Source organism: Geodermatophilus sp. SYSU D00867, from assembly GCF_054050315.1.
The window spans coordinates 66,077-90,414 of the sequence record NZ_JBJGZC010000020.1 but is presented as its reverse complement, the minus strand read 5'-3'; the positions used below and the strand labels follow the sequence as shown (position 1 = coordinate 90,414).

27 protein-coding genes and 1 rRNA gene are annotated in these 24,338 nt (G+C 76.8%); 13 read left to right on the top strand and 15 right to left on the bottom strand.

Annotated elements, in window-relative coordinates; all coding sequences use genetic code 11:
- Window positions 1-27 precede the first annotated feature (27 nt).
- A 5S ribosomal RNA gene (gene rrf, locus ACI8AK_RS18500) occupies window positions 28-144 on the top strand.
- 150 nt (window positions 145-294) lie between these two features.
- Here the strand turns inward: rrf and ACI8AK_RS18495 are convergent.
- The 3 genes from ACI8AK_RS18495 to ACI8AK_RS18485 are packed head-to-tail and all read right to left on the bottom strand — an operon-like array spanning window position 295 to window position 2,290.
- Window positions 295-993, bottom strand: a complete 699-nt coding sequence (locus ACI8AK_RS18495) for a hypothetical protein (protein WP_456957449.1) — start codon at window positions 991-993, stop codon at window positions 295-297.
- A complete protein-coding gene (locus ACI8AK_RS18490) occupies window positions 990-1,931 on the bottom strand; it encodes an ABC transporter ATP-binding protein (protein WP_456957447.1) in 942 nt (313 codons plus the stop codon). The genes ACI8AK_RS18495 and ACI8AK_RS18490 overlap by 4 nt, the downstream gene beginning before the upstream one ends.
- On the bottom strand, window positions 1,928-2,290 hold the full coding sequence (locus tag ACI8AK_RS18485; protein ID WP_387994108.1) for a GntR family transcriptional regulator: 363 nt from the start codon (window positions 2,288-2,290) through the stop codon (window positions 1,928-1,930). The genes ACI8AK_RS18490 and ACI8AK_RS18485 overlap by 4 nt, the downstream gene beginning before the upstream one ends.
- Before the next feature lie 110 nt (window positions 2,291-2,400).
- Here ACI8AK_RS18485 and ACI8AK_RS18480 point away from each other — a divergent pair, with 110 nt between their 5' ends.
- From ACI8AK_RS18480 to allB, 8 genes are read left to right on the top strand one after another with little or no spacing between them, the layout of a single operon-like run.
- Window positions 2,401-3,531, top strand: a complete 1,131-nt coding sequence (locus ACI8AK_RS18480) for an epoxide hydrolase family protein (protein WP_456957445.1) — start codon at window positions 2,401-2,403, stop codon at window positions 3,529-3,531.
- 58 nt (window positions 3,532-3,589) lie between these two features.
- A complete protein-coding gene (locus ACI8AK_RS18475; protein ID WP_387994115.1) occupies window positions 3,590-3,892 on the top strand; it encodes an urease subunit gamma in 303 nt (100 codons plus the stop codon).
- Window positions 3,889-4,191: an urease subunit beta gene (locus ACI8AK_RS18470; protein WP_387994118.1), complete on the top strand. Its 303-nt coding sequence runs from the start codon at window positions 3,889-3,891 to the stop codon at window positions 4,189-4,191. Before ACI8AK_RS18475 ends, ACI8AK_RS18470 begins: the two co-directional genes overlap by 4 nt.
- Window positions 4,191-5,912, top strand: coding sequence for an urease subunit alpha (locus ACI8AK_RS18465; RefSeq protein WP_456957443.1), 1,722 nt, complete (start codon window positions 4,191-4,193; stop codon window positions 5,910-5,912). The genes ACI8AK_RS18470 and ACI8AK_RS18465 overlap by 1 nt, the downstream gene beginning before the upstream one ends.
- 15 nt (window positions 5,913-5,927) lie before the next feature.
- Window positions 5,928-6,566 carry an urease accessory protein UreF gene (locus ACI8AK_RS18460; RefSeq protein ID WP_456957441.1) on the top strand — a complete coding sequence of 213 codons (639 nt, stop codon included), beginning with the start codon at window positions 5,928-5,930 and terminating at the stop codon, window positions 6,564-6,566.
- The gene (gene ureG, locus ACI8AK_RS18455) at window positions 6,556-7,230 is read left to right on the top strand and encodes an urease accessory protein UreG (RefSeq protein ID WP_387994127.1); all 675 of its coding nucleotides are present in this window, start codon (window positions 6,556-6,558) and stop codon (window positions 7,228-7,230) included. The genes ACI8AK_RS18460 and ureG overlap by 11 nt, the downstream gene beginning before the upstream one ends.
- Window positions 7,227-7,910: an urease accessory protein UreD gene (locus ACI8AK_RS18450; RefSeq protein ID WP_456957439.1), complete on the top strand. Its 684-nt coding sequence runs from the start codon at window positions 7,227-7,229 to the stop codon at window positions 7,908-7,910. Before ureG ends, ACI8AK_RS18450 begins: the two co-directional genes overlap by 4 nt.
- Window positions 7,907-9,220 (top strand): allantoinase AllB, encoded by a 1,314-nt coding sequence (gene allB / locus ACI8AK_RS18445; RefSeq protein WP_456957438.1) that lies wholly within the window; start codon window positions 7,907-7,909, stop codon window positions 9,218-9,220. Before ACI8AK_RS18450 ends, allB begins: the two co-directional genes overlap by 4 nt.
- A gap of 36 nt (window positions 9,221-9,256) precedes the next feature.
- Here the strand turns inward: allB and ACI8AK_RS18440 are convergent, their stop codons facing one another.
- Window positions 9,257-9,418, bottom strand: a complete 162-nt coding sequence (locus tag ACI8AK_RS18440; RefSeq protein WP_387994136.1) for a hypothetical protein — start codon at window positions 9,416-9,418, stop codon at window positions 9,257-9,259.
- A gap of 82 nt (window positions 9,419-9,500) precedes the next feature.
- On the opposite strand from ACI8AK_RS18440, the gene alc reads away from it, so the two are divergent.
- Complete coding sequence (alc, locus tag ACI8AK_RS18435) at window positions 9,501-10,496, top strand: allantoicase (protein ID WP_456957436.1); 996 nt, start codon at window positions 9,501-9,503, stop codon at window positions 10,494-10,496.
- Window positions 10,497-10,523: 27 nt separating this feature from the next.
- A complete protein-coding gene (locus ACI8AK_RS18430; protein WP_456957434.1) occupies window positions 10,524-11,264 on the top strand; it encodes an SDR family NAD(P)-dependent oxidoreductase in 741 nt (246 codons plus the stop codon).
- On the opposite strand, the gene pucD is transcribed toward ACI8AK_RS18430, so the two are convergent.
- From pucD to ACI8AK_RS18415, 3 genes are read right to left on the bottom strand one after another with little or no spacing between them, the layout of a single operon-like run.
- Complete coding sequence (gene pucD / locus ACI8AK_RS18425; protein ID WP_387994145.1) at window positions 11,251-13,629, bottom strand: xanthine dehydrogenase subunit D; 2,379 nt, start codon at window positions 13,627-13,629, stop codon at window positions 11,251-11,253. The two genes, ACI8AK_RS18430 and pucD, sit on opposite strands and share 14 nt — an antisense overlap.
- Window positions 13,626-14,114: a (2Fe-2S)-binding protein gene (locus tag ACI8AK_RS18420; protein WP_387994148.1), complete on the bottom strand. Its 489-nt coding sequence runs from the start codon at window positions 14,112-14,114 to the stop codon at window positions 13,626-13,628. Before ACI8AK_RS18420 ends, pucD begins: the two co-directional genes overlap by 4 nt.
- Entirely contained in the window at window positions 14,105-14,980 is an 876-nt protein-coding gene (locus ACI8AK_RS18415; RefSeq protein WP_456957432.1) for an FAD binding domain-containing protein, read from the bottom strand. The genes ACI8AK_RS18420 and ACI8AK_RS18415 overlap by 10 nt, the downstream gene beginning before the upstream one ends.
- A 133-nt stretch (window positions 14,981-15,113) precedes the next feature.
- On the opposite strand from ACI8AK_RS18415, the gene ACI8AK_RS18410 reads away from it, so the two are divergent.
- Window positions 15,114-16,508, top strand: coding sequence for an 8-oxoguanine deaminase (locus ACI8AK_RS18410; protein ID WP_456901472.1), 1,395 nt, complete (start codon window positions 15,114-15,116; stop codon window positions 16,506-16,508).
- A gap of 25 nt (window positions 16,509-16,533) precedes the next feature.
- Here the strand turns inward: ACI8AK_RS18410 and egtE are convergent, their stop codons facing one another.
- The 8 genes from egtE to egtA all read right to left on the bottom strand — a co-directional run bounded on the left by egtE (window position 16,534) and on the right by egtA (window position 23,694).
- Window positions 16,534-17,664 carry an ergothioneine biosynthesis PLP-dependent enzyme EgtE gene (gene egtE / locus ACI8AK_RS18405; protein ID WP_387994157.1) on the bottom strand — a complete coding sequence of 377 codons (1,131 nt, stop codon included), beginning with the start codon at window positions 17,662-17,664 and terminating at the stop codon, window positions 16,534-16,536.
- Window positions 17,665-17,673: 9 nt separating this feature from the next.
- Entirely contained in the window at window positions 17,674-18,507 is an 834-nt protein-coding gene (locus ACI8AK_RS18400) for an anti-sigma factor (protein ID WP_456957430.1), read from the bottom strand.
- Window positions 18,488-19,087: an RNA polymerase sigma factor gene (locus tag ACI8AK_RS18395; RefSeq protein ID WP_456957428.1), complete on the bottom strand. Its 600-nt coding sequence runs from the start codon at window positions 19,085-19,087 to the stop codon at window positions 18,488-18,490. Before ACI8AK_RS18395 ends, ACI8AK_RS18400 begins: the two co-directional genes overlap by 20 nt.
- 50 nt (window positions 19,088-19,137) lie before the next feature.
- The gene (locus ACI8AK_RS18390; protein ID WP_456957426.1) at window positions 19,138-19,359 is read right to left on the bottom strand and encodes a hypothetical protein; all 222 of its coding nucleotides are present in this window, start codon (window positions 19,357-19,359) and stop codon (window positions 19,138-19,140) included.
- A 68-nt stretch (window positions 19,360-19,427) separates the two neighbouring features.
- Window positions 19,428-20,390, bottom strand: a complete 963-nt coding sequence (gene egtD, locus ACI8AK_RS18385; protein WP_456957424.1) for an L-histidine N(alpha)-methyltransferase — start codon at window positions 20,388-20,390, stop codon at window positions 19,428-19,430.
- 24 nt (window positions 20,391-20,414) lie between these two features.
- The gene (gene egtC / locus ACI8AK_RS18380; RefSeq protein ID WP_387994171.1) at window positions 20,415-21,104 is read right to left on the bottom strand and encodes an ergothioneine biosynthesis protein EgtC; all 690 of its coding nucleotides are present in this window, start codon (window positions 21,102-21,104) and stop codon (window positions 20,415-20,417) included.
- Between the two features lie 2 nt (window positions 21,105-21,106).
- Complete coding sequence (gene egtB, locus ACI8AK_RS18375) at window positions 21,107-22,399, bottom strand: ergothioneine biosynthesis protein EgtB (RefSeq protein WP_387994174.1); 1,293 nt, start codon at window positions 22,397-22,399, stop codon at window positions 21,107-21,109.
- Window positions 22,396-23,694 carry an ergothioneine biosynthesis glutamate--cysteine ligase EgtA gene (gene egtA / locus ACI8AK_RS18370; protein WP_456957422.1) on the bottom strand — a complete coding sequence of 433 codons (1,299 nt, stop codon included), beginning with the start codon at window positions 23,692-23,694 and terminating at the stop codon, window positions 22,396-22,398. Before egtA ends, egtB begins: the two co-directional genes overlap by 4 nt.
- Window positions 23,695-23,870: 176 nt before the next feature.
- Here egtA and ACI8AK_RS18365 point away from each other — a divergent pair, with 176 nt between their 5' ends.
- Entirely contained in the window at window positions 23,871-24,323 is a 453-nt protein-coding gene (locus ACI8AK_RS18365) for a DUF309 domain-containing protein (RefSeq protein WP_387990692.1), read from the top strand.
- The last annotated feature ends 15 nt before the right edge of the window (window positions 24,324-24,338 follow it).

The following is a 24,338-nucleotide window of genomic DNA, read 5'->3' as shown; positions in this document are numbered from 1 at the left end:
AGTGGGCCGGGGCGACGTTCACAGTGTTACGGCGGCCATGGCGAGAGGGAAACGCCCGGATCCATTCCGAACCCGGAAGCTAAGCCTCTCAGCGCCGATGGTACTGCCCCGGAGACGGGGTGGGAGAGTAGGACGCCGCCGGACAACCCTTCAGGAAGGGCCCCCACCACCCGGTGCGGGGCCCTTCCTGCATTCCCGGGGCGATGTCGACGTGGCGGACCCGGAGGAATGCCGCACGGCCCCGGTTCCGTCACGACGGAACCGGGGCCGTGGATGGAATGCCGTCGTCGGCTGTCAGGGGACGATGCGGCGGAGGCCGATGAAGGAGAGGACCGCCGTCACGGCCGCCAGGGCCACCGGGATGGCGACGGCGAGGGTGAGCACGGACTCGTCGACGAGCCAGGTGCCGACGTCGCCCCACCAGCCCCGCCAGGAGACCAGGACCGCGAGGCCGCCGAAGACCACCATCGCGCCGATCACCAAGCCCCAGATCCCGAACTGCCCCCAGCGCTTCATCACCACGCCGATGGCGACGCCCAGGAAGGCCGCGGCGAGCATCGGGGCGCCGGAGACGAGGACCTGCAGGGCCGTGTTGTCGACGTCCATCTGCCCCGGGGCCCAGAAGTTCAGCCTCATCCCCCAGCCGCCGGTCGCGTCCTCGATCGACGTCAGGACCGACAGCGCGACGCCGTACGCGAGCGCCGCGGCCACCGCGGCCAGGGCGGTCCCCAGGTAGAAGGTGCGCCGGCTGAGGCTCATGCCCATCGCGAACGGCAGCACCTGGGTGACCGACTGGACGAAGACGACCAGCACCGTGATGTAGAGCGAGGCGACGCCTCCGGTGATGCCCCCTCCCGGCTGGGTGCCGGCGTCGGTGAGCGACCAGACCGCCAGGTTGATCGCGAAGCTGAGCGACACGACGCCCCAGGGGATCCCGACGGTCAGCAGCGGGTTCATCGAGTGCAGCCGGGCGGCCGCGAGGACACGGTTCATCGAGTGGCTCCCTCGAAGGGCGTGGACGGGCGGGCGGTGCGGGCTGCCGCGGCCGCGGACGGCGTCCCGGCGGGACGCGTGCTGAGCGCGACCACGAGCTGCTGCAGCGAGGTGGGCTCGACCGTCAGCCCGGCCGCGGCCAGGTCCCCGGGGTCCACCGGCCGGCACAGCCGCACGACGGCGCGGGCGGACCCGCCGAGGGCGTCGGTGGTGAGGAGCTCGTGCTCCTGCGCCAGGGCCGCCACCCGCCCGGCGGGCCCGGTGACGGTGAGGGCCGAGGCGCGCAGGCGCTCGGCGTCGTCGTCCAGGAGCACCCGGCCGGCGTCGAGGAGCACCACGTGCTCGAGCAGGCCGCTGATCTCCTCGATGAGGTGCGTGGACAGCACGATCGTGCGGGGCTGTTCCGCGTAGTCGGCGATCAGCCGGTCGTAGAAGAGCTGCCGGGCGACGGCGTCGAGGCCCAGGTACGGCTCGTCGAACAACGTGACCGGCGCCCGGGAGGCCAGGCCGATGGTGATGCCGACGGCCGAGACCATGCCGCGGGAGAGCTTGACGACCGGCCGGCGCGCCGGCAGGTCGAAGTCGGCGACCAGTGCGCGGGCCAGGTCCTCGTCCCAGGTGGGGAAGAGGGTGGCGGCCGCGGAGAGCGCGTCGCGCACCCGGAAGTGGTCGGGGTATCGCTGGCTCTCCTTGACGAAGCAGACCTGCTGCAAGACGGCGTCGTCCTCGTAGGGGTCGGCGCCCAGTACCCGCACCCGGCCGCTGGTGGGCACCCGGTGCCCGGCGAGCAGTTGCATGAGCGTGGTCTTGCCGGCCCCGTTGCGGCCGAGCAGGCCGGTGATGCCGTCGGTGGCGAAGCCGGTGGTGACGCCGTCGAGAGCCGTGTGCTCCCGGTACCGCATCGTCACGTCGGTGAGCGTGGCGGCGGCGTCGCTCACCGCTCGTCCTCCCAGCGGTCGATCATGGTGGCCAGCTCGCGGGTGGAGATGCCGAGCTTGTGGGCCTCGGTCATCAGGGGGCGGACGTACTGGTCGGCGAACTCGCTGCGGCGGCGCTTGAGCAGCTGCTCGCGGGCGCCCGTGGCGACGAACATCCCGACTCCTCGTCTCTTGTAGAGGACCCCGTCGGCCACCAGCTGGTTGAGGCCCTTGGCCGCGGTGGCGGGGTTGATGCGGTGGAAGGCGCTGAGCTCGTTGGACGAGGGCGCCTGGCTCTCCTCGGCGAGGGAGCCGTCGACGATCGCGTTCTCGATCTGGGCGGCGACCTGCCGGAAGATCGGGCCGGCGTCCTCGTTCACCGGGGGTGCCGGCCACTACCAGGGTCCCCGAGGTCCCTGGGTTCATTACTCATGTAATGAACCGTAGAACCGGTTCGTCGACGGCGTCAACCCCGGCTACGGTCGCGCTCGTGGACGACGTCGTCAGGCCCTTCACCGTCGACGTGCCGGCGGACGCGGTGGAGGACCTGCGCCGCCGGCTCCGGAGCACCCGCTGGCCGGACCCGCCGACGGCGGAGGGCTGGACCCAGGGCGTCCCGCTGGACGTGCTGCAGGAGGTCTGCCGGTACTGGGGCCAGGAGTACGACTGGCCGGCCCGGCAGGCGCGGATCAACGCGTTCCCGCAGGTGGTCACCGAGATCGACGGGTTGCCGGTGCACGCCCTGCACGTCCGCTCGCCGCACCCGGACGCCCTGCCGCTGGTCCTCACCCACGGCTGGCCCGGCTCGGTGGTCGAGTTCCTCGAGGTGATCGGCCCGCTGACCGACCCCGAGGACCCGCGCGACGCCTTCACCGTCGTCGTCCCGTCGCTGCCCGGCTACGGGTGGAGCGGGAAGCCGGCGGCACCCGGCTGGGGGCCGGCGAGGACCGCCGACGCCTGGGCGGAGCTGATGCGCCGGCTCGGGCACGAGCGCTTCGGCGCGCAGGGCGGGGACATCGGGTCGTTCGTGTCGGCCAACCTGGGCGCGCGGCACCCCGACCGGGTGGTCGGGGTGCACCTGAACATGGTGGTGACCGTCCCGCCGGAGGGCCGGAGCGAGTTCGACGAGCGCGAGCAGCGGGCGCTGGACCGGATGCGGGCCTTCCGCGACGACGGCTCGGCCTACAGCCACCAGCACCGCACCCGGCCGCAGACGCTCGGCTACGGCCTCACCGACTCCCCGGCCGGCCAGTGCGCGTGGATCCTCGAGAAGTTCCACGCCTGGACCGACACCGGCGGCGACCCGGTCGGGGTGCTCGGCGTCGACCGGCTGCTCGACGACGTCTCGGTGTACTGGTTCACCGGCACGGCGACGTCGTCGGCGCGGATGTACTGGGAGATGGCGCGGGCGCCGGGGGAGCGGACGCCGCGGGTCGACGTCCCCAGCGGCGTGTCGATGTTCCCCGGCGAGATCTTCGTGCCGCCCCGCGCGTGGGCCGAGCGGCAGCTGACCGACCTGCGGACCTGGCGCGAGCACGACAGCGGCGGGCACTTCGCGGCGATGGAGCGGCCGGCGGAGCTGGTGGCCGACGTCCGGGAGTTCTTCCGCCCGCTCCGGTAACCGCCGCGACACATCGGGGAACTAGCGTCCGGGCTCCGCCGACCCCGGAGGACCCCGCGTGCACCTCTCCCCGCACGAGCAGGAGCGCCTGCTGCTCTCCTACGCCGCCGACCTCGCCCGCCGACGGCGCGCGAGGGGGCTGCTGCTGAACCTCCCGGAGGCGACGGCGATCGTCACCGACCACGTGCTGGAGGGCGCCCGCGACGGCGTCCTGGTCGCCGAGCTCGTGCAGTCGGGCCGCACGGTCCTCACCCGCGACGACGTCATGGACGGCGTCCCCGAGCTGCTGGAGGAGGTGCAGGTGGAGGCCACCTTCCCGGACGGGACCAAGCTGGTGACCGTCCACCAGCCCATCCCGTGATCCCCGGCGAGGTGATCCCGGCCGAGGGCGTCATCGAGACGCTGCCCGGAGCCCCGCGGACCGAGCTCGAGGTGACCAACACCGGCGACCGGCCCGTGCAGGTGGGCTCCCACGTCCACTTCGCGCAGACCAACCGGGCGCTGCGGTTCGACCGGGACGCCGCCCGCGGCCACCGGCTCGACGTCGCCGCCGGCACCGCCGTCCGGTTCGAGCCCGGCATCACCCGCACCGTGACGCTGGTGCCGCTGGCCGGCGCGCGCGTCGTCCCCGGCCTCACCGCCGAGGGAGGGCTCGGCTGATGGTGGAGCTGTCCCGCGAGCGCTACGCCCAGCTGTACGGCCCGACCACCGGCGACCGGATCCGGCTGGCCGACACCGACCTGCTGATCGAGGTCGAGGAGGACCGCTGCGGCGGCCCCGGCCGGGCCGGTGAGGAGGCGGTGTTCGGCGGCGGCAAGGTCATCCGCGAGTCGATGGGGCAGGGCCGCGCCACCCGGGCCGAGGGCGCGCCCGACCTGGTCATCACCGGCGCCGTCGTCCTGGACCACTGGGGGGTCGTCAAGGCCGACGTCGGCGTCCGCGACGGGCGGATCGTGGCGCTGGGCAAGGCCGGCAACCCCGACACGATGGACGGCGTCCACCCGGACCTGGTCATCGGACCCGGCACGGAGGTGATGGCCGGCAACGGGCGGATCCTCACCGCCGGCGGCATCGACTGCCACGTCCACTTCATCTGCCCGCAGATCGTGCCGACGGCGCTGGGCTCGGGCGTCACGACGCTCATCGGCGGGGGCACCGGCCCGGCGGAGGGCTCGAAGGCCACCACGATCACCCCGGGCGACTGGTACCTGGCCCGGATGCTCGAGGCGATGGACCCGTGGCCGGTCAACGTCGCGCTGCTGGGCAAGGGCAACACCGTCTCGCAGGAGTCGATGGAGGAGCAGCTCCGCGGCGGGGCGAGCGGGTTCAAGCTGCACGAGGACTGGGGCTCGACGCCCGCGGCGATCGACGCCTGCCTGACCGTGGCCGGGCGCAACGGCGTCCCCGTGGCGCTGCACTCGGACACGCTCAACGAGGCCGGCTTCGTCGAGGACACCCTGGCCGCGATCGCCGGGCGGTCGATCCACGCGTACCACACCGAGGGGGCCGGGGGCGGTCACGCGCCGGACATCATCACCGTGGCCGGACACCCGAACGTCCTCCCGAGCAGCACGAACCCGACCCGGCCGCACACCGTGAACACCCTCGACGAGCACCTCGACATGCTCATGGTCTGCCACCACCTGGACTCGTCCGTGCCGGAGGACCTCGCCTTCGCCGAGAGCCGGATCCGGCCGACGACGATCGCCGCCGAGGACCTGCTGCACGACCTCGGCGCCATCTCGATGATCGGCTCGGACGCGCAGGCGATGGGCCGGGTGGGCGAGGTGGTCCTGCGCACCTGGCAGACGGCGCACGTGATGAAGCGCAAGCGCGGGTCGCTGGCCGGCGACGGCGCCGCGGACAACGCCCGCGCCCGCCGGTACGTCGCGAAGTACACGATCTGCCCGGCGGTGGCGCACGGCATCGACGGCGAGGTGGGCTCGGTGGAGCCGGGCAAGCTCGCCGACCTCGTGCTGTGGGACCCCCGGTTCTTCGGCGTCCGCCCGCACGCGGTGCTCAAGGGCGGGGTCATCGCGTGGGCGCAGATGGGCGACGCCAACGCCTCCATCCCGACGCCGCAGCCGCAGCTGCCGCGGCCGATGTTCGGCGCGTACGGGAAGGTGCCGGCGCTGACCTCGCTGCACTTCGTCGCGCCCGCCGCGCTGGAGGCAGGGCTCGGCGACCGGCTGGCCATCGACCGGCGGCTGGCCGCGGTCACCGACACCACCCGGCTCACCAAGGCGGACATGCCGGAGAACACCGCGCTGCCGGAGATCCGGGTCGACCCGGACACCTTCACGGTGACCGTGGACGGCGAGGTGTGGGAGCCCGAGCCGGTGCGCGAGCTGCCGATGGCGCAGCGGTACTTCCTGTTCTAGAGGACACCTCGCCCCATGTCTTCAGCGTTGCTGACCCTGGCCGACTCGCGGCTCCCCGCGGGCGGGCACGCGCACTCCGGCGGGGTGGAGCAGGCGGTCGCGGCCGGGCTGGTGCGGGACCCGGCATCGCTGGCCGCGTTCCTGCTGCGCCGGCTCGCGACCTCCGGTGCGGTGGCGGCGGGTCTCGCCGCCGCCGCGTGCCGAGGGGAGGACCTCGCGGCGCTCGACCTGGAGGCGGACGCGCGGACGCCGTCGCCGGCGCTGCGGGCCGCGTCGCGGCAGCAGGGGCGCGGGCTGGTGCGGGTGGGCCGCCGGGCGTGGCCCTCGCCGGTCTGGGACGCGCTGCCCGCCGCGCCGCACCACCCGGTCGCGATCGGGGTCGCCGCGGCCGCGGGCGGGCTGGCCGCCCGGGACGCCGCCGCGGCGGCCGCCTACCTGTCGGTCAGCGGCCCGGCGACGGCGGCCCAGCGGCTGCTCGCCATGGACCCGCTCACCGTCGCCGCCGTCACCGCGCGGCTCGCGCCGGAGATCGACGCCGTCGCCGAGGACTGCCTCTCGCGCGCGAATGGCGAGATCCCCGCCGACACCGACCCGCTCCTCGACCTGCTGGCCGAGGAGCACGCCACGAGAGGGGACCGCTTCTTTGCCTCCTGACCACAACGTCCAGGACTACGTCGACGCGGAGGTCCCGCACCGGCACGGCGGGCCGCTGCGCGTCGGGCTCGGCGGCCCGGTCGGCTCGGGGAAGACCGCGCTGGCCGCCGCCCTGTGCCGCACACTCGGCGCGGAGTACGACCTCGCCGTCGTCACCAACGACATCTACACGACCGAGGACGCCGACTTCCTGCGCCGCAACGCCGTCCTCCCCGACGACCGGATCGAGGCGGTGCAGACCGGCTGCTGCCCGCACACCGCGATCCGCGACGACATCACCGCCAACCTCGACGCCGTCGAGCTGCTCGAGGCGCGCCACCCCGGGCTGGAGCTGGTGCTCGTCGAGTCCGGCGGGGACAACCTGACGGCGAGCTTCAGCTACGGGCTCGTCGACGTGCAGGTCTTCGTCGTCGACGTCGCCGGCGGGGACAAGGTGCCGCGCAAGGGCGGGCCCGGGGTCACCGCGAGCGACCTGCTCGTGGTGAACAAGACCGACCTCGCGCCGCTGGTGGGCGCCGACCTCGACGTGATGCGGCGCGACTCCGCGGTGGTGCGCGGGGACAAGCCGACCCTGCTCGTCTCGCTGCGGGAGGACCCGGCCGCCACGGAGGTGGCCGAGTGGGTGCGCGAGCAGGTGCGGGCCCGCCGGCCGCAGCGGGCGTGAGGACCCGGGTCGAGGTCGTCGCGCGGCGCGGGCCCGGCGGACGCACGGTGCTGCCGGTGGTCCGCGCGAGCGGGCAGCTGGCGGTGCGCCGGACCGGTCCGTCCGCCGTCCACCTGGTGGCGACGGCGTTCGGCCCGCTGGGCGGAGACGACGCGGAGGTCCGGCTGGTGGTCGAGGAGGGCGCCACGCTGGCGGTGCGCTCGGTGGCCGCCGCCGTCGCGCTGCCCGCCCGCGAGGGCGACCGGCCCTCGGTGCAGCGCGTCGTCGCCGAGGTGGCCGGGGCGCTGGACCTGCGGATGGAGCCCACCGTCGTCGCCGCCCGGGCGCACCACCGGGCGGGGCTGGCGGCGTCGCTGGCGCCCGGCGCCCGGCTCACCGCCACCGAGCAGGTGCTGCTCGGCCGCACCGGCGAGGAGCCGGGCCGGTGGACCGGCACCACGCGGGTGGTCGCCGACGGGCGGCCGCTGGTGCACACGACCGTCGGCCTGGGGCCGGGGGCGCCGGCCTGGCTGCCGCCGGTCGCGCCGCGCGCCTACGCCTCCACCGTGCACGTGGGGCAGGCTGCCGGGGTGCTGACCGCCGACGACGCCGTCCGCCTGCCGCTGGAGAACGGGTGGGTGGCCACCGCGTGGGGCGCCGAGCTGCACTCCGTGGTGCGCGCGGTGGAGGCGGTGGCGTGACGCTCGTCGTCCGGGCGCGGCGGGTGGTGCTGCCCGGCGGCGAGCGCGCCGCCGCGGTGCACACCGCCGACGGCGTGGTCACCGCGGTCACCGGCTTCGACGACGTCCCGGCCGGCGCGGTCACCCTCGCCGACGACGAGGTGCTGCTGCCCGGGCTGGTCGACAGCCACGTGCACGTCAACGAGCCCGGCCGCACCGAGTGGGAGGGCTTCGCCACCGCCACCCGGGCCGCGGCCGCCGGCGGGATCACCACGATCGTGGACATGCCGCTGAACTCCGTGCCGGCCACCACCACGGTCGAGGCGCTGCGGGTCAAGCGGGAGGTGGCGGCCGGGCAGGTCGCCGTCGACGTCGCCTTCTGGGGCGGCGCGGTGCCCGGCAACCTCGCGGAGCTGCGGCCGATGCACGAGGCCGGCGTCGTCGGGTTCAAGTGCTTCCTGCTCGACTCCGGCGTCCCGGAGTTCCCGCCGCTGGACGACGCCGGGCTGCACGCCGCGCTGGCCGAGCTGGCGTCGTTCGACGGGCTGCTGATCGCGCACGCCGAGGACGAGGCGGTGATCGGCGCGGCGCCCGAGCCCGCCGGCGCCAGCTACGCGGCGTTCCTCGCCTCCCGCCCGCCCGCGGCGGAGGAGACGGCGATCGGCCGGCTGGTCGACGCCGCGCGGGAGACCGGCGCGCGCAGCCACGTCGTCCACCTGGCCGACGGCGACGCGCTGCCGCTGCTGCGCGCCGCGCGGGCGTCCGGCGCGCGGATCACCGCGGAGACCTGCCCGCACTACCTGACGTTCGCCGCCGAGGAGGTGCCCGACGGCGACACCGCGTACAAGTGCTGCCCGCCGATCCGGGAGACGGTGCACCGGGAGGCGCTGTGGGGCGCGCTGACGGCCGGCGACGTCGACATGGTGGTCAGCGACCACTCACCCTGCACGCCGGAGCTCAAGCGGCTCGACGTCGGCGACTTCGGCCTGGCGTGGGGCGGCATCGCGGGGCTGCAGGTGGCGCTGCCGGCGGTGTGGACCGGCGCGCGGGCCCGCGGGGTGCCGCTGGCGGAGGTGGTGCGCTGGATGTCGGCGGCGCCGGCGCGGCTGGCCGGGCTGCCGGGCAAGGGCGCGATCTCCGTCGGGAGGGACGCCGACCTGGTGGCCTTCGCGCCGGACGAGCGGTTCACCGTGGGCCGGCTCGAGCACCGCAACCCCGTGACCCCGTACGCGGGGCGGGAGCTCACCGGTGTCGTCCGGCGGACCTGGCTGCGGGGGCGCGAGGCCGACGGCAGCCCCCTCGGCCGGCTGCTCGACCGGGGGAGCCGCTGACGAGACCCGCCATCCGCGCGCGAATGGCGGAACCGGTCAGGACTGCTGCTCGCCCTCCTCGCGGGCGGCCTGGTCCATGATCTTCGGGTCGTCGGTGGAGCCGCCGGCGGGGTCGGCGTTGCCCAGCGCGGTCTCGGCCGGCATCTGCCGGACGTGCTCACGGGCGCGCTCGCGCAGGTCGTCGGTGGGTTCGGACACGGGGCCTCGTCGGATCTCTCGCTGACCCCGGCCCCCTACCCCGCCCGTGCGACAGTGACCCCGCCGAACCCCGAGGAGCCCCGTGAGCGACCCGTTCGACCTGCCCGACCTCGCCGTCCGCACCCAGGGCGGCGCCGTGGTCGCCGCCAACGACGAGTTCTTCGCCGGCAAGGAGAACCTGGTCCTGCCCGGGCCGGCGCGGGCGCGCGACGACTTCGGCGCCCGCGGCAAGGAGTACGACGGCTGGGAGACCCGCCGGCGGCGCGAGCCCGGGCACGACTGGGCAGTCGTGCGCCTTGGCATGCCGGGCGTGGTGCACGCGGTCGTCGTCGACACCGCGTTCTTCCTCGGCAACTACCCGCCGCGGGCCGCGCTGGAGGGCGCCTCCGTCGAGGGGCACCCCCCGGCGTCCGCGCTGGCCGACGCCGACTGGTCCCCGCTGCTGCCGCTGTCGGACCTGGCCGGCGGGACGGCGAACCGCTTCGCCGTCGAGCCGGGGCCGCGGGTGACGCACGTGCGGCTGTCCATCCACCCCGACGGCGGCGTCGCGCGGCTGCGGGTGCACGGCGAGGTCGTGCCCGACCCGCGCCTGCTCGACGCCGGCCCGTGCGACCTCGCGGCGCTGGAGAACGGCGGCCGGGTGACCGGGGTGAGCAACGCCTTCTACGGCAGCCCGCACCAGCTCATCGGCCGTGGCGAGGCCCGCTCGATGGGCGAGGGCTGGGAGAACGCCCGCCGCCGCGACGACGGCAACGACTGGGTCGACGTGGCGCTGGCCTGCGAGGGCACCGTGACCCTCGCCGAGCTCGACACGTCGTGGTTCCTCGGCAACGCGCCCGGCGCGGCGGCCCTGACCGGCCGGACGGCGGACGGCGCCGAGGTCGAGCTGCTGCCCCGCACGCCGCTGCAGCCCGACACCCGGCACCGGTTCGTCCTGCCCGGCGACGCCGCGGTGACCGCGGTGCGGCTGGACGTCTTCCCCGACGGCGGCATGGCCCGGCTGCGGCTGTGGGGCCGCCCGACCGAGGCCGGCCGCGCTGCCCTGCGGCAGCGGTGGGAGGCGACGACGCGCGGGTAGGGCCGGTCCGTGGCTCACTCAGGTTCGGTGATCGCGATCACGGGCTCCACCGACGGCATCGGCCGGGCGGCCGCGCGGCGGCTGCTGGGCGACGGGCACACCGTCGTCCTGCACGCGCGCAGCGAGGCCCGCGGCGCCCCGGTCGCCGAGGAGCTCGGCCGGCTCGGCGACGTCCGGCTGGTCACCGGCGACCTGGCCGACCTCGACCAGGTGCGTTCGCTCGCCGGGCAGCTCGGGGAGCTGGACGTGCTCGTGCACAACGCCGGCGTGTGGCCGCCGGACGGCGCGCCGGTCAGCGCGCAGGGCCACGAGCTCGCGTTCGCCGTCAACGCGCTCGCCCCGCACCTGCTCACCGCCCTGGCGCACGAGCGCGTCCGGGAGCGGCTGGTCTTCCTCGGCAGCGGCATGGTCGGCTCGGGCCGCGTCGACCCGGACGATCTCGGCGGCCCGCGGGAACCGGGGCGCGCCTACGCCGACTCCAAGGCGCTCGACGTCGTCCTGTCCCTCGGCTGGGCCCGGCGCCTGCCGCACCTGCGGGTGGGCGCGGTCGACCCGGGCTGGGTGCGCACCAAGCTGGCCTCCCCGGGCGCGCCGGGCGACGTCCAGGACGGCGGCGCCCGGGTGGCGCTGGCCGCGGCCGGCGACTGGCCCGGCGGCTACACCGCCGGCCGCCGTCCCGCGCGGACGCCGCGCGCCCTGGAGGACCCGGCCCTGCAGGACCGCGTGCTGGCCGCGATGGACCGGCTGGCGGGGATCAGGTCCGGGTGACGTGCTCCGGGCGGACGGGCACGCGGCGCAGCGGCAGGCCGGTCGCCTGGCGGATCGCGGCGAGCACCGCGGGGCCGGAGGAGATGTTGGGTGCCTCGCCGACGCCGCGCAGGCCGTAGGGCGCGTGCGGGTCGGCGTACTCCAGCACCTCGATGCGCATCGGCGGCATGTCGAGCACGGTCGGGATGAGGTAGTCGGTGAACGACGGGTTCTGCACCCGGCCGTCGCGGACCAGGATCTCCTCCATCACCGCCAGGCCCAGCCCCTGCGCGGTGCCGCCCTGGATCTGCCCGACGACGGCCTGCGGGTTGATCGCCTTGCCGACGTCCTGCGTGCAGGCCATCTCCACGACCTTGACCAGGCCCAGCTCGGTGTCGACGTCGACCACGGCCCGGTGCGCGGAGAAGGCGTACTGCACGTGCGCGAAGCCCTGGCCGGTCTCGGGGTCGATCGCCTGGGTCGGCCGGTGCCGCCACTCGACGGTCTCCTCGACCGCCTCGTCGCCGAGCACGTCGGCCAGCGGGAGTGCCACGCCCTCGAGGTCGGACACGACCTTCCCGCCGTCCAGCCGCAGGTCGGCCACCGGCCGGCCGACGGCGGACCGCGCGAGCTCCAGCACCCGGCCGCGGACCGCCTCGCACGCGGCCTTGACCGCGCCGCCGGTGACGTAGGTCTGCCGGGACGCCGAGCTGGACCCGGCCGACCCGACGCCGGTGTCCTTCGGGTGGAGGACGACGGCGTCCACGCCGAGCTCGGTGCGGGCGATCTGCTGCTCCACGGTGACCAGGCCCTGGCCGACCTCGGCCGCCGCGGTGTGCACGGTCGCGACCGCCTCGCCGCCGACCACCTCCAGCCGCACCCGCGCGGTCGAGTAGTCGTCGAAGCCCTCGGAGAAGGCCACGTTCTTGTAGGCGACGGCGTACCCGACGCCGCGGCGCACCCCCTCGCCGTGGGTGGTGTTGGAGACGCCGCCGGGCATGTGCCGCAGGTCGACGTCGTCGCCGGTGGCGGGCGCCGGGGGCAGCGGCATCGCCTCCAGCCGGCGCAGCAGCTCCGCGACGGGCGCGGGGCTGTCGACCACCTGGCCGGTGGGCGTCTCCGAGCCCTGCTCCATCGCGTTGCGGCAGCGCAGCTCGACCGGGTCCATGCCGAGCTCGGCGGCGAGCGCGTCCATCTGCGCCTCGTAGGCGAAGGCGGTCTGCACCGACCCGAACCCCCGCATGGCGCCGCACGGCGGGTTGTTGGTGTACGCGCCGTAGCAGTCGACGTGCACGTTGGGGACGACGTAGGGGCCGATGCCCATCGTGCCGCCGTTGCCCACGACCGCCGGCGTGCTGGAGGCGTAGGCGCCGCCGTCGAAGTGGATCTCCGCCTTCACGTAGACCAGGTCGCCGTCGCGGGTGGCGCCGTGCTCGTAGCGCATGGTCGCCGGGTGGCGGTGCACGTGGCCGAAGAAGGACTCCTCGCGGTTGTAGGACATCTTCACCGGCCGGCCGGTGTGCAGCGCGAGCAGGCAGGCGTGCACGTGCATCGACAGGTCCTCGCGGCCGCCGAACGCGCCGCCGACGCCGGCCAGGGTCAGCCGCACCCGCTCCGGCGGCATGCCCAGCGCCGCGCAGACCTGGCGCTGGTCCACGTGCAGCCACTGGGTGGCCACGTACAGGTCGACGCCGCCGTCCTCGGCGGGCACCGCCAGCCCGGACTCCGGGCCCAGGAACGCCTGGTCCTGCATGCCGACCTCGTACTCGCCGACCACGACGACGTCCGCGGTGGGCGCGGGGTCGCCCTTGCGGACCTTGAGGTGGCGCACCAGGTTGCCGTGCGGGTGCAGGTGCGCGCTCTCCCGGCTGAGCTCGGTGACCTCGGCCGGCGCGTCGTGCACCTGGTTCCAGGTGGGGTGGCCCAGCGCCGCGCGGGCGTCGGTGACCGGCTCCCAGACGTCGTAGTCGACGACGATCCGCGCCGCGGCGCGCCGGGCGGTGTCGGGGTGGTCGGCGGCGACGAGCGCCACCGGCTCGCCCTGGTAGCGGACGACGTCGAGGGCGAGCACCGGCTGGTCGGCCAGCTCGAGGCCGTAGACCTTCTCGCCGGGGACGTCGTCGGAGGTGAGGACGGCGTGCACGCCGGGGACGGCCAGCGCCGGGCCGACGTCGATCGAGCGGATCCGGGCGTAGGGGTGGGGGCTGCGCAGCGTGACGCCCCACAGCATGTCGTCGGTCCACAGGTCGCTGGCGTAGGCGAACTCGCCGCGGACCTTGAGGACGCCGTCGGGGCGCTGCGCGTCGGTGCCGACCCCGCCGCCGCCGCTGCCGGGGCCGGTCAGGTGGGAGGGGGCGCCGCTCGGGGCGCGGGTGGGGGTGCTCATCGCGCGTCACCTGCCATGCGGTCGGCCGCGAGCCGGACGGCGTCCAGGATCTTCTCGTAGCCGGTGCAGCGGCAGAGGTTCCCGGCCAGCGCCTCGCGGATCTCGGCGTCGGCGGGCCTGCGGCCCTCGTCGCGGGCGCGGCGGACCAGGTCGTCGGTGGCCACCAGCAGCCCGGGCGTGCAGAAGCCGCACTGGACGGCGCCGGCCTCGAGGAACGCCTCCTGGACCGGGTGCAGCCCGTCCTCGCCCGCCAGCCCCTCGACGGTGCCGACCTCCCGGCCCTGCGCCTGCCCGGCGGCGACCAGGCAGGCGCACACCGGCAGCCCGTCGAGGTAGACGGTGCACGAGCCGCACTCGCCCTGCTCGCAGGCGTTCTTCGAGCCGGGCAGGCCCATCCGCTCACGCAGCACGTACAGCAGGCTCTCGCCCTCCCAGACGTCGTCCACCTGCTGCGGCGTGCCGTTGACGGTGCAGGTCAGGCGCACGTCGGGTCCCCCTTCCGGTAGTCGGCCCAGGCCCAGGTCAGCGTGCGCCGGGCCATGACCGAGAGTGCGTGGACGCGGTAGCGGGCGGTGCCGCGGACGTCGTCGATGGGCGCCGCCGCCCCGGCCACCAGCTCGCCGAAGCGGGCGGCGGTGGCCGGCGGCAGCTCGGCGCGGGACTCCCACAGGCCGTCGAGCTCCCCGGCGAGGAACTCCTCGGCGGCGGGGGCGCGGCGCGGCGTGGGCGCCGCCGACCCGATGCCGGTGCCGACGGCGCGGCGGTCGGGGTGCAGCGCCAGCCCGAACGCGGCGACGGCGATGACCATGGCGTTGCGCGTGCCGATCTTGCTGTACTGCTGCGGGCCGGCGGGCGGGGTGATCCGCACGGCGGCGATCAGCTCGTCGTCGGCCAGCGCGGAGCGCTTGACGCCGGTGTAGAACTCGGCGACCGGGATCCGGCGGGTGCCGCGGACCGACGCCACCTCGACCTCGGCGCCGGCGGCCAGCAGCGCGGGGTGCGCGTCGCCGGCCGGGGAGGCGGTGGCCAGGTTGCCGCCGACGGTGCCCCGGTTGCGGATCTGCGGCGAGCCGATGGTGCGGGCGGCCATCGCCAGCCCCGGCAGCCGGTCGCCGAGCTCGGCGATGACCCGGGCGTAGGGGACGCCGGCGCCCAGCCGCACGGCACCGTCGTCGGGCTCCCAGGTCTGCAGCTCGGCGACCCGCGTGAGGTCCAGCAGCAGCGGCGGACGCAGCCGGCCGAAGTTGATCGCGACCATGACGTCGGTGCCCCCGGCGATGGGCACGGCGTCGCGGTGGGCGGCCTTCGCCTCCAGCGCCTCCGCCCACGTCGTGGGCTGCAGGAAGTCCATCGTCGCTCCTGGTCGGATCAGGCAGGCCGGGTTCCCGGGGGACGGTCACGGTAGCCCCGGTTCGTTCCGGCCGGGTTGCCTGACGGCACGTGGCGACTCGCCGTGTTCACACGCGGTCGGCAGGATGCCGCGGATGGAGACGACCGCCGACCTGCTGGTGCCCTCTGCCGACCTGCTCGTCCACGATGCCGACCTGCTCGCCACCGTCGACGACGGCCGGCGGGAGATCGCCGGCGGCTGGGTCGCCGTGACCGGCGGGGTGGTGAGCGGGGTCGGCGGGCCCGGGGACCCGCGGCCGGTCGCGGCCCGCACGGTCGACGCGCGCGGCTGCCTGGTGACGCCCGGGCTGGTCAACACCCACCACCACCTGTACCAGAACCTCACCCGCTCGTTCGCGCCCGCGCTGACCGGCGGGCTCTTCGAGTGGCTGGTCACCCTGTACCCGCTGTGGGCGCGGCTGGACGAGGAGGCCGCGTACGTGTCGGCCTACGTCGGGCTCACCGAGCTCGCGCTGGCCGGCTGCACCACCTCGACCGACCACCTCTACGTGCACCCGCGCGGTGCCGGCGACCTGATCGGCGCCGAGGTGCGCGCGGCGCAGGACCTCGGCGTGCGGTCGCACTTCACCCGCGGGTCGATGTCGCTGTCGGTGAAGGACGGCGGGCTGCCGCCGGACTCCGTCGTCCAGGACGACGACGAGGTCCTGGCCGAGTCGCAGCGCCTGGTGGACGCCCACCACGACCGCTCCCCGCACGCGCTGACCCGCATCGCGCTGGCGCCCTGCTCACCGTTCAGCGTGTCGACGGAGCTGATGACGCGGACGGCGGAGCTGGCCGAGCGGCTCGACGTCCGGCTGCACACCCACCTCGCCGAGACGCAGGACGAGGACGCGTTCTGCCTGGAGCGCTTCGGCCGCCGCCCGGTCGACTACCTGGCCGACGTCGGCTGGATGTCCGACCGGGTGTGGCTGGCCCACGTGGTGTGGCCCTCGGCCGAGGAGGTGACCCGGCTCGGCGCTGCGCGGGTGGGTGCCGCGCACTGCCCGTCGTCGAACATGGTGCTGGGCAGCGGCCTGTCGCCGGTGGCCGAGCTGCGGGCGGCCGGGGCGCCGGTGGGGCTGGGCGTGGACGGGTCGGCGTCGGCGGACGCGGCGTCGCTGTGGCTCGAGGCCCGGACGGCGATGCTGCAGGGCAAGCTGCGGCACGGCGCCGGGTCGTTCGGCGCCCGCGACGCGCTGGAGATCGCCACCCGCGGCGGCGCCGCCTGCCTCGGGCGCACCGGCGAGATCGGGGAGCTGTCGGTGGGCGCGTGCGGCGACCTGGCCGTCTGGCCGCTGACCGGGCCGGCGTTCGCGGGTGCGCTGAGCGACCCGGTGGAGGCGTGGCTGCGCTGCGGGCCGGTGGCCGCGCGGCACACCGTCGTCGGCGGGCGGTTCGTGGTGGAGGACGGCGTGCCCGTGCACCCCGGCCTCGACGAGCAGCTCGCCGTCCACCGCCGGGTGAGCGAGCGCATCCAGGCGACCCTGTAGTCGCCTTTCGCGCGCGAAAGGCGGATCAGAGGGCGGCGGCGAGGGCCTCGAGGTCGTCGAGGGTGCCGTCGACGTGCGGGGACACCCGCAGCACCCAGCCGGTCAGCTCCGCCGGCGCGCGACCGGGCTCGACCGCCGTGGTGACGACGCCGTGCTCGGTGAGCAGCCGCGCCCGGGTGGCGACGACGTCGACGCCGTCCGGCGGGCGCAGCGTCGTGGTCGCGGTCGGCTCGTCGAGCGGCTCCACCACCCGCCAGCCGCCGGCGCCGTCGAGGACCCGCCGCGCCGCCCGGCCCAGCGCGGCCAGCCGCTCGCGCACCCGGTGCGGGCCCGCGGCCAGGTGCTCCCCGACGGCGAGGACCAGCCCGACGCGGCCGGCCACGTGCGCCTCGCCGCTCTCCAGCGCGCGCAGGGGCGGCAGGTCGGCCGGGGCGGGGAGGGCCGGGACCAGCTCCGCGGCCACCGCCGGCCGCGCGCACAGGACACCGACCCCGCGCGGGCCGGCCAGCCACTTGCGCGAGGTCGAGTAGACGACGTCGGCGCCGAGGTCGACGTCGACGTGCCCGAGCGACTGGGCGGCGTCGAGCACCAGCGGCACGCCGTGCGCCCGGCACAGCGCCGCGACCTCGGCCGCCGGCTGGACGACGCCGCGGTGGCTGGCCACGTGCGTGAGGTGCACGAACCGCGGCGGGCCGGCGGCCAGCGACCGCTCGAGCGCGGCGACGTCGACCCGCCCGTCGCCGTCGACGGCCATCGGCTCGGGCACCAGCCCCGCGGCGCGCAGCAGGGCGGCGTTCGGCGCGTACTCCCCGGGCGGGCAGGCCACCCGCGTGCCGGCCGGCAGCCGCCAGGCGGCCAGCAGCGCGGTGAGCGCGGCCTGCGCGGACTCCACGAAGACGACGTCGGCGGCGGCCATGCCGACCAGCCCGCCGATGACGCTGCGGCCCTGCTGGAGCAGGTCGCCCGCGGTCGCCTCGGCCACGTAGCCGCCGAGCTCCGCCTCGTGCCGGGCGTGGTGCGCGACCGCCTCGAGCACCCGGTTGCTCTGCCGGCTGCAGGCCGCCGAGTCCAGGTGCCGGCCCGCCGGGCGGGGGCGGGCGGCGCGCCAGGAGTCGGCGAGGTCGTCGTGGGGGAGCAGCAGGTCGAGCGCGGTCACTCCCTGACGCTAGGACAGCTGCCCGCGGACGATGGAGACCCCGGAGTGGGCCGGGTCGCCGTCGAGCGGCTCCACCGAGACGTCGACGACCGGGTACTCGGCCAGGTCCAGGCCCGCGGGCAGCTCGAACTCCTCGGTGCCCGCGCGGACGACGCCCAGCGGGACCAGCCCGGACACCGACTCCGTCAGCAGCCACGCCTCGTAGTAGCCCTCCTCCGGCGCGCCGGCGGTGAGCTCGACCTGCAGCACCCGCGTGCCGTCGGCCCGCTCGACCACCTCGGCGCGTCCGGAGGCGTCGCTGCCCTCCAGCGGGTCGAGCACGGTCGCGGCGACCGGCTCGCCGGCGTCGTCCCGGCTGCCGAGCGCGACCGCCCCGGCGCCGATGGCCAGCCCCGCCACCAGCGCCGCCGCGGCGGCGAGCGCCAGCCGCGACCGCCGCGGCCGCAGCGGCACGACCGGCACGACCGGCGCGACCGGCGGGATCGGCTCGTCCGGCTCGTGGGGCACCGGCTCCTCGGGCACCGGCGGGGCCCCGGGGACGGGCGGCGCCACCGGGACGACGTCGGGTACCGGGCCGGCCGGGGGCCCCGACGCCGCGACGACGCCCGGGCGCGGCGCCACGCGCACGCCGGTGGCCGCGGCGATCCCCGCCCACAGCGACGGCGGCGGCGCGACCGGCGGCCCGGAGGCGGCGAGCTCCGGCACGGCCAGCGCGTCGACGGCCCGGCGCAGCCGCGCCACCTCGGCGCCGCAGGCCGCGCAGCCGGCCAGGTGCGCGGCGTCGTCGGGGAGCGGCTCGCCGAGCGCGGCCAGCGCGAGGTCCTCAGGCGTGCAGTGCGGCACCGCCCACCTCCAACCGGTCGCGCAGGCGCTCGAGGGTGCGCCGGATGTGGCTCTTGACCGTCCCCAGCGGCAGGCCGGTGCGCTCGGCGATCTGCACGTGCGTGAGGTCGGCGAAGAAGGCGAGCTCGATGATGCCGCGCTGCGGCTGGCCGAGGCGGTCCAGCTCGCCGAGCAGCAGCACCCGGTCGGCGACCGTGCTGTCCACCGGGGCCTGTCCGCCGGGCGGCGCCGCCTGAGCCTCGGCCAGCGCGGCCTCGGCGGCGCGCCGCTGGCGGTCCCGCCGCGCCCACGTGTCGGCGATCTTGTGGCGGCAGATGCCGACCAGCCAGCCCGGCAGCGAGCCCTGGTCGGCGCGGTAGCCGGCCCGGCCGGTCCAGGCGGAGACGAAGGTCTGCTGGGTGACGTCCTCGGCGTCGGGCCCGGGGCCGAACGCGCGCACCCCCATGCCGTGCACCAGCGCCGCCCACCGCTCGTAGGCCCAGGCCAGCGCCTGCTCCTCGCCCGCGGCGAAGCGCCGGGCGACCTCGGCGTCGTCCGGCTCGGCCGCGCCCGAGGGCGCCGGCTCCGCCTGGCTGTCCACCGCACCGACCCTAGGGCCCGCCCGGCCGGTCCGGGGCTCGAGGAGCCCGGTCACGGCGCCGGCTCCGCCACCCCGACGTCGTCGCGGTGGCTGCCGACGCCGGGGAGGAACGGTCCGCCGCAGGTGACCGGCGTCAGCCGCGGCGGCCCCTCGCGCGTGGGGAGCAGGTCCACCGGCAGCGCCTGCTCGTCCAGCAGCTCCCGCGCGACCACCCGCCACCGCGTCGTCGCGTCGGCGACGGGAACGAGGCCGAGGGTGCGGGTCCGGGTCACCGGGTCCTCCGGGATCGGGGGCTGGCACCTCCTCTTCCGGCGTCCCCGCAGGTCCGGATGCAGGGACCTCAGCCGGGGGTGGACAGCGAGACGGCGAAGTCGCCGTCCGGGTCGGTCCACCAGTGCGTCGTCCGCAGGCCGGCCGCCGCCAGCTCGGCCTCGACGCCCTCCCGGCGGAACTTCGCCGACACCTCGGTGCGCATCTCCTCGCCCGCGGCGAAGCGCACGGTCAGGTCCAGCGCCGGCACGGTGACCACCTGCGCGGTCCGCGCGCGCAGCCGCATCTCGATCCACTCGTCCGCCGGGTCCCACACCGCGACGTGGTCGAACGCCGCCGGGTCGAAGTCGGCGCCGAGCTCGCGGTCCAGCACCCGCAGCACGTTGCGGTTGAACTCCGCGGTGACGCCGGCGGCGTCGTCGTAGGCGCGGACCAGCCGGCCGGGGTCCTTGACCAGGTCGGTGCCGAGCAGGAAGGAGTCGCCCGGTGCGAGCGTGCCGGCCAGCTCGGCCAGGAACGCCGCCCGCGGGCCGGGTTCGAGGTTGCCGATCGTCGAGCCGAGGAAGGCCACCAGCCGCCGCCCGCCGCGGGGCAGCAGGCCCAGGTGCGCGGTGAAGTCCCCGACGACGGGGTCGACGGCGATGCCCGGGTACTCGGCGGTGACCGCCTCCGCGGCGGCGGCGAGCACCGACGGGTCGACGTCGCAGGGGACGAACCGCCGCAGCGTGCCGGCCCGGGTCAGCGCGTCCAGCAGCAGGCGGGTCTTCTCCGACGTGCCGCTGCCCAGCTCGACGAGCACCTCGGCGCCGGAGGCCGCGGCGACCTCCCCGGCGTGCGCGGCCAGCACCGCCCGCTCGGCGCGGGTCGGGTAGTACTCGGGCAGCCGGGTGATCTCGTCGAACAGCTCGCTGCCGCGGGCGTCGTAGAACCAGCGCGGCGGCAGCGCCTTCGGCGTCGCGGTCAGCCCGGCGAGGGCGTCGGCGCGCAGCGCGGCCGCGACGTCGGCGGGGGCGAGGTGGCGGGTCGTCGTCACGGGTCTCCTCGGCTCGCGGGCGGGTCAGGTCAGCGGGGTGACGGTCAGGCCGTCCGGGGTCACCTCGACCAGCGAGCGGTCGGGCACGTCGGTCCACGCGGGGTCGTCGTCCCAGGGTTCGCTGGCCAGCGCCGTCCCCTCGGCGGTGACCAGGGCGGAGAGCGTGTCGCCCCAGGTCGTGGCCAGCAGCCGGGTGCCGTCGGCGGCGAGCAGGTTGAGCCGGGCGGCGGGGTCGGCGGCGGCCACCTCGCGCACGGTGTCGCCGAGCCGGTCCGGGCCGCGGGAGAACACGAGCGCGGCCAGCAGCGCGCTGTCCACCGTCGACTCGGCGTCGCGCACCGGCGGGAGCGCCGCGCGGTCGACCCGGCCGTTGTGCGACAGCAGCCAGCGGCCGTCGGTGAACGGCGCCGCGGCGCTCTCCTCCAGCGGCATGCCCACCGTCGCCGAGCGGACCGCGGCCACCACGCACCCGGACTCCAGCACCGGCGCCACCGAGGCGAACGACGGGTCGGCCCACAGCGGCCGCGCCGAGCGCCACCGCACCGGCTCCGCCCGACCGGGGGCGAAGAAGCCGACGCCCCAGCCGTCGGCGTTCACGGTGCCGTACCGCTGCCGCCGCGGCGCCCAGGACTGCACCAGCAGCGACGACGGCGGCTCGAGGACCAGTGAGGCCACCGACCGCGGCCGCCCCAGCCAGGCGAGGTGACGGCACACGGTCAGGCACCCGCCTCGTCGACGTCCCACGCCAGCCGGATGCCGCTGAACACCTGCCGCCGCACGGGGTGGTCCCAGTTGCGGAACGACGGCCGCAGGATGGAGGGGTCCACCGCCCACGAGCCGCCGCGCAGCACCCGGTAGTCGCCGCCGAAGAAGGGCGCCGAGTAGTCGGCGTAGAGCATCGGCGTGAACCCGGGATAGGCCTCGAAGCCCGACGACGTCCACTCCCAGACGTCGCCGACCGCCTGCTCCACGCCGTACGCCGACGCACCCGCCGGGTAGGCGCCCACCGGCGCCGGGCGCAGCGCCGACCCGCCCAGGTTGGCCAGCGCCGGCGTCGGGCCGCCGTCGCCCCAGGGCCAGCGGCGCCGGCGGCCGGTCGCCGGGTCCCACGCGGCGGCCTTCTCCCACTCCGCCTCGGTGGGCAGCCGGGCGCCGGCCCACGCCGCGTACGCCTCGGCCTCGAAGAACGTGACGTGCTGGACCGGCTCGTCGGGCGGGACGTCCTCGAGCACGCCGAAGCGGGTGCGGGCGCCGCCCGGGCCCCAGTACAGCGGCCGCTCGAGCCCGGCCTCCTGCCGGTGCGCCCAGCCCCGCGGCGACCACCAACCGGGGGTGTCGTAGCCGCCGTCGGCGACGAACGCCGCGTACTCGGCGTTGGTCACCGGCACCCGGCCGATGCGGAAGGCGGGCACGTCGACCACGTGCGCGCCGCGCTCGTTGTCCAGCGCGAACGGCTCGTCGGCGGCGTCCACGCCCATCACGAACGGCCCGGCGGGCACGGGCACCGACGTCCCGGCCACCCCGGGCCGGCCGGCCGGCAGCGGGCCGCCCGTGCCCAGCACCGGCGGACCGACGCGCAGCCCGAGCGTCTGCAGCATCGTCTCGGTGTGCTGGGCCTCGTGGCTGACGACCATCGCGACGTCGAACGGGTCGTCGTCCGGCCCGGCGCGCCCGATCCGGTCGAGCACCCGGCCGCGCACCTCGGCGACGAACGAGCGCGCCTCCACCGGCGGCAGCAGCGGCAGCCGGTCCCGGACCGCGCGCGGGTGGGTGAAGGCGTCGTAGAGCGCCTCGACGGCGGGCGGGAGCAGGCCGGCGCGGCGGGCGTCGCCGTGGCGCAGCAGCCACAGGTCCTCCTGCTGGCCGACGTGCGCGAGGTCCCACACCAGCGGGCTCATCAGCGGGCTGTGCTGGCGCAGCAGCTCGGGCTCGTCGAGGTCGGTGAGCAGCAGCGTCCGCTGCCGGGCGGTCTCCAGTTCGCGGGCGAGCCGCTCGTGCGTCGTGCTCACGGGTGCACCTCCGGGTCGACGGGGGCGGTCGCGGTGGCGGTCTGCGGGGCGGTCTCGGTGGCGGCGGCCAGGGCGGCCGCGGGGCCGCCGGCGCCGGCGGCGCCGGCCAGGACGTCGCCGGGGCCGCGGCCGCGCCCGGCCAGCCCGGCGAGCGCGGCGACGTCGTCACGCAGGTCCGGGTCGACGGCGGGCAGCGCGGCGGCCAGGCAGCGCACCGCGGCGGCGCGCAGCTCCGGGTCGGCCAGCCCGTCGCGGGCGGCGCGGGTCCAGGCGCCGGCGACCGGCGCGGTCGCCTCGGCGGCGGCGTCGGCGGCGGCGGGGTCGTCGAGCAGCGCCGCGGTGACCGCGGCCAGCGCCGGCCACCACGGCTCGGGGGCGGCGTCGAGGTAGCGGATCTCCAGGTAGCCGCGCAGCCGCACCGGCGGGAACAGCGTGGACAGGTGGTAGTCCAGGTCGGCCGGGGTGGGCCGGCGCCCGCCCAGCGGGACCGCGCCGGTCACCCAGTCGGCGAAGCGGGTGCGGGTCAGCACCGGCTCGGCGTCGCCGGTGTGCGGGTCGCGGACCAGCATCACCGGCGCGGCCAGCGCGTACGCGGCCCACTCGCCGGCCGGGTCGGCGCCGCCGAGGATGGGGCCGCAGCGCGCCTGGTCGAGGGCGCCCCACACCTGCTGCCGCGTCGAGCGCCAGCCGGTGACCCGCCCGCCGAGCAGCGGCGAGCACGCCGAGACGGCGACCAGCACCGGGCCGAGCTGGTGGGCCAGCGCCACGCGGCGGCTCCACCCGCTGCGCGGGCCGGCGTCCAGGTTGACCTGCAGTGACGCGGTCGCGGTCATCATGGCCGTCCCGGCCGGGCCGCAGCCGACGGCGGTGAAGTGCCGCTCCATCGCGCGGTAGCGCGGCGCGGGGCTCACCCGGGCCGGGCGGCGCAGCGGGTCGGCGCCCACCGGCGCCAGCCCGAGCCGGTGGGGGGCCAGCGCGGCGGCGAGGACGGCGCGGTCGGCGCGCAGCGCGGCCACCGCGGCCGCGGCGCCGGGCAGCGGCGGCCCGGACAGCTCGACCTGCCCGCCGGGCTCCAGGGTCACCCGGCTGCCGCCGGGCAGCGGCGGCACCCCGGCCACCGCGGCGCACACCCGGTCCCAGGGCACCCGGGCGGCCGGGGCGTCGAGGTCGACCAGGTGCGCCTCGAGCTCCAGGCCGACCCGGCCGACCGGACCGGACCGCAGCGCGGTGGCGGTGACGGTGGCGACGGCGGTCTCGAGGTCGAGCGCGGTGCGCTCCTCGACGGCAGGGCCCACGGGGCCCACCCCCTCCAGGTCCGGACCGGTCGCGAACGACCGCGGGTCGGTGCGGGGGCGGCCTCGCGCAGGGGCCGTCCTCGGCTGACATCCATGCACTACACGGCGCCTGTGACAACCCCCGGGGCCGGAGGACGCACCGCGCCGTCGTCCGGTGTTCGCGCGAGGATCGTCCGGTGGATGCCCCCCGGGACCGGGACGCCGCGGGGCGGGCCCGCAACGCCCGGCCGCGCGACGCCCTCGGCCGCCCGCTGCCCCGCGGCGCGGTGGGCGAGGAGCGCGCGCCGGAGGGGGTGCCGCGCACGCCGGACGAGGCGCTGACCGAGGCGCAGCGGCTGCTCGACGCCGGGCGCCCGTTCCACGCCCACGAGGTGCTGGAGGACGCGTGGAAGGCCGCGCCCGAGCACGAGCGGCAGCTGTGGCGCGGGCTGGCGCAGCTCGCCGTCGGGCTGACCCACGCCGCCCGCGGCAACGGGCGCGGCGCCGCCCGGCTGGTCGAGCGCGGCGTGGGCAACGTGGCGCCCTACGCGGCCGCGCCGCCGCACGGGATCGACGTCGCGGGCCTGGTGGCCTGGGCGCAGGAGCCGCTCGCCGCCGACCGGCCGTTCCGGCTGCGCGGCCGGGACTGACCCCACCGGGCGCGT

Excerpts from the sequence above, each read along its gene's own strand:
- ACI8AK_RS18495 (WP_456957449.1), bottom strand. The coding sequence starts at position 993 with ATGAACCGTGTCCTCGCGGCCGCCCGGCTGCACTCGATGAACCCGCTG.
- ACI8AK_RS18465 (WP_456957443.1), top strand. The coding sequence starts at position 4,191 with ATGGTGGAGCTGTCCCGCGAGCGCTACGCCCAGCTGTACGGCCCGACC.
- ACI8AK_RS18460 (WP_456957441.1), top strand. The coding sequence starts at position 5,928 with ATGTCTTCAGCGTTGCTGACCCTGGCCGACTCGCGGCTCCCCGCGGGC.
- pucD (WP_387994145.1), bottom strand. The coding sequence starts at position 13,629 with ATGAGCACCCCCACCCGCGCCCCGAGCGGCGCCCCCTCCCACCTGACC.
- ACI8AK_RS18415 (WP_456957432.1), bottom strand. The coding sequence starts at position 14,980 with ATGGACTTCCTGCAGCCCACGACGTGGGCGGAGGCGCTGGAGGCGAAG.
- ACI8AK_RS18410 (WP_456901472.1), top strand. The coding sequence starts at position 15,114 with ATGGAGACGACCGCCGACCTGCTGGTGCCCTCTGCCGACCTGCTCGTC.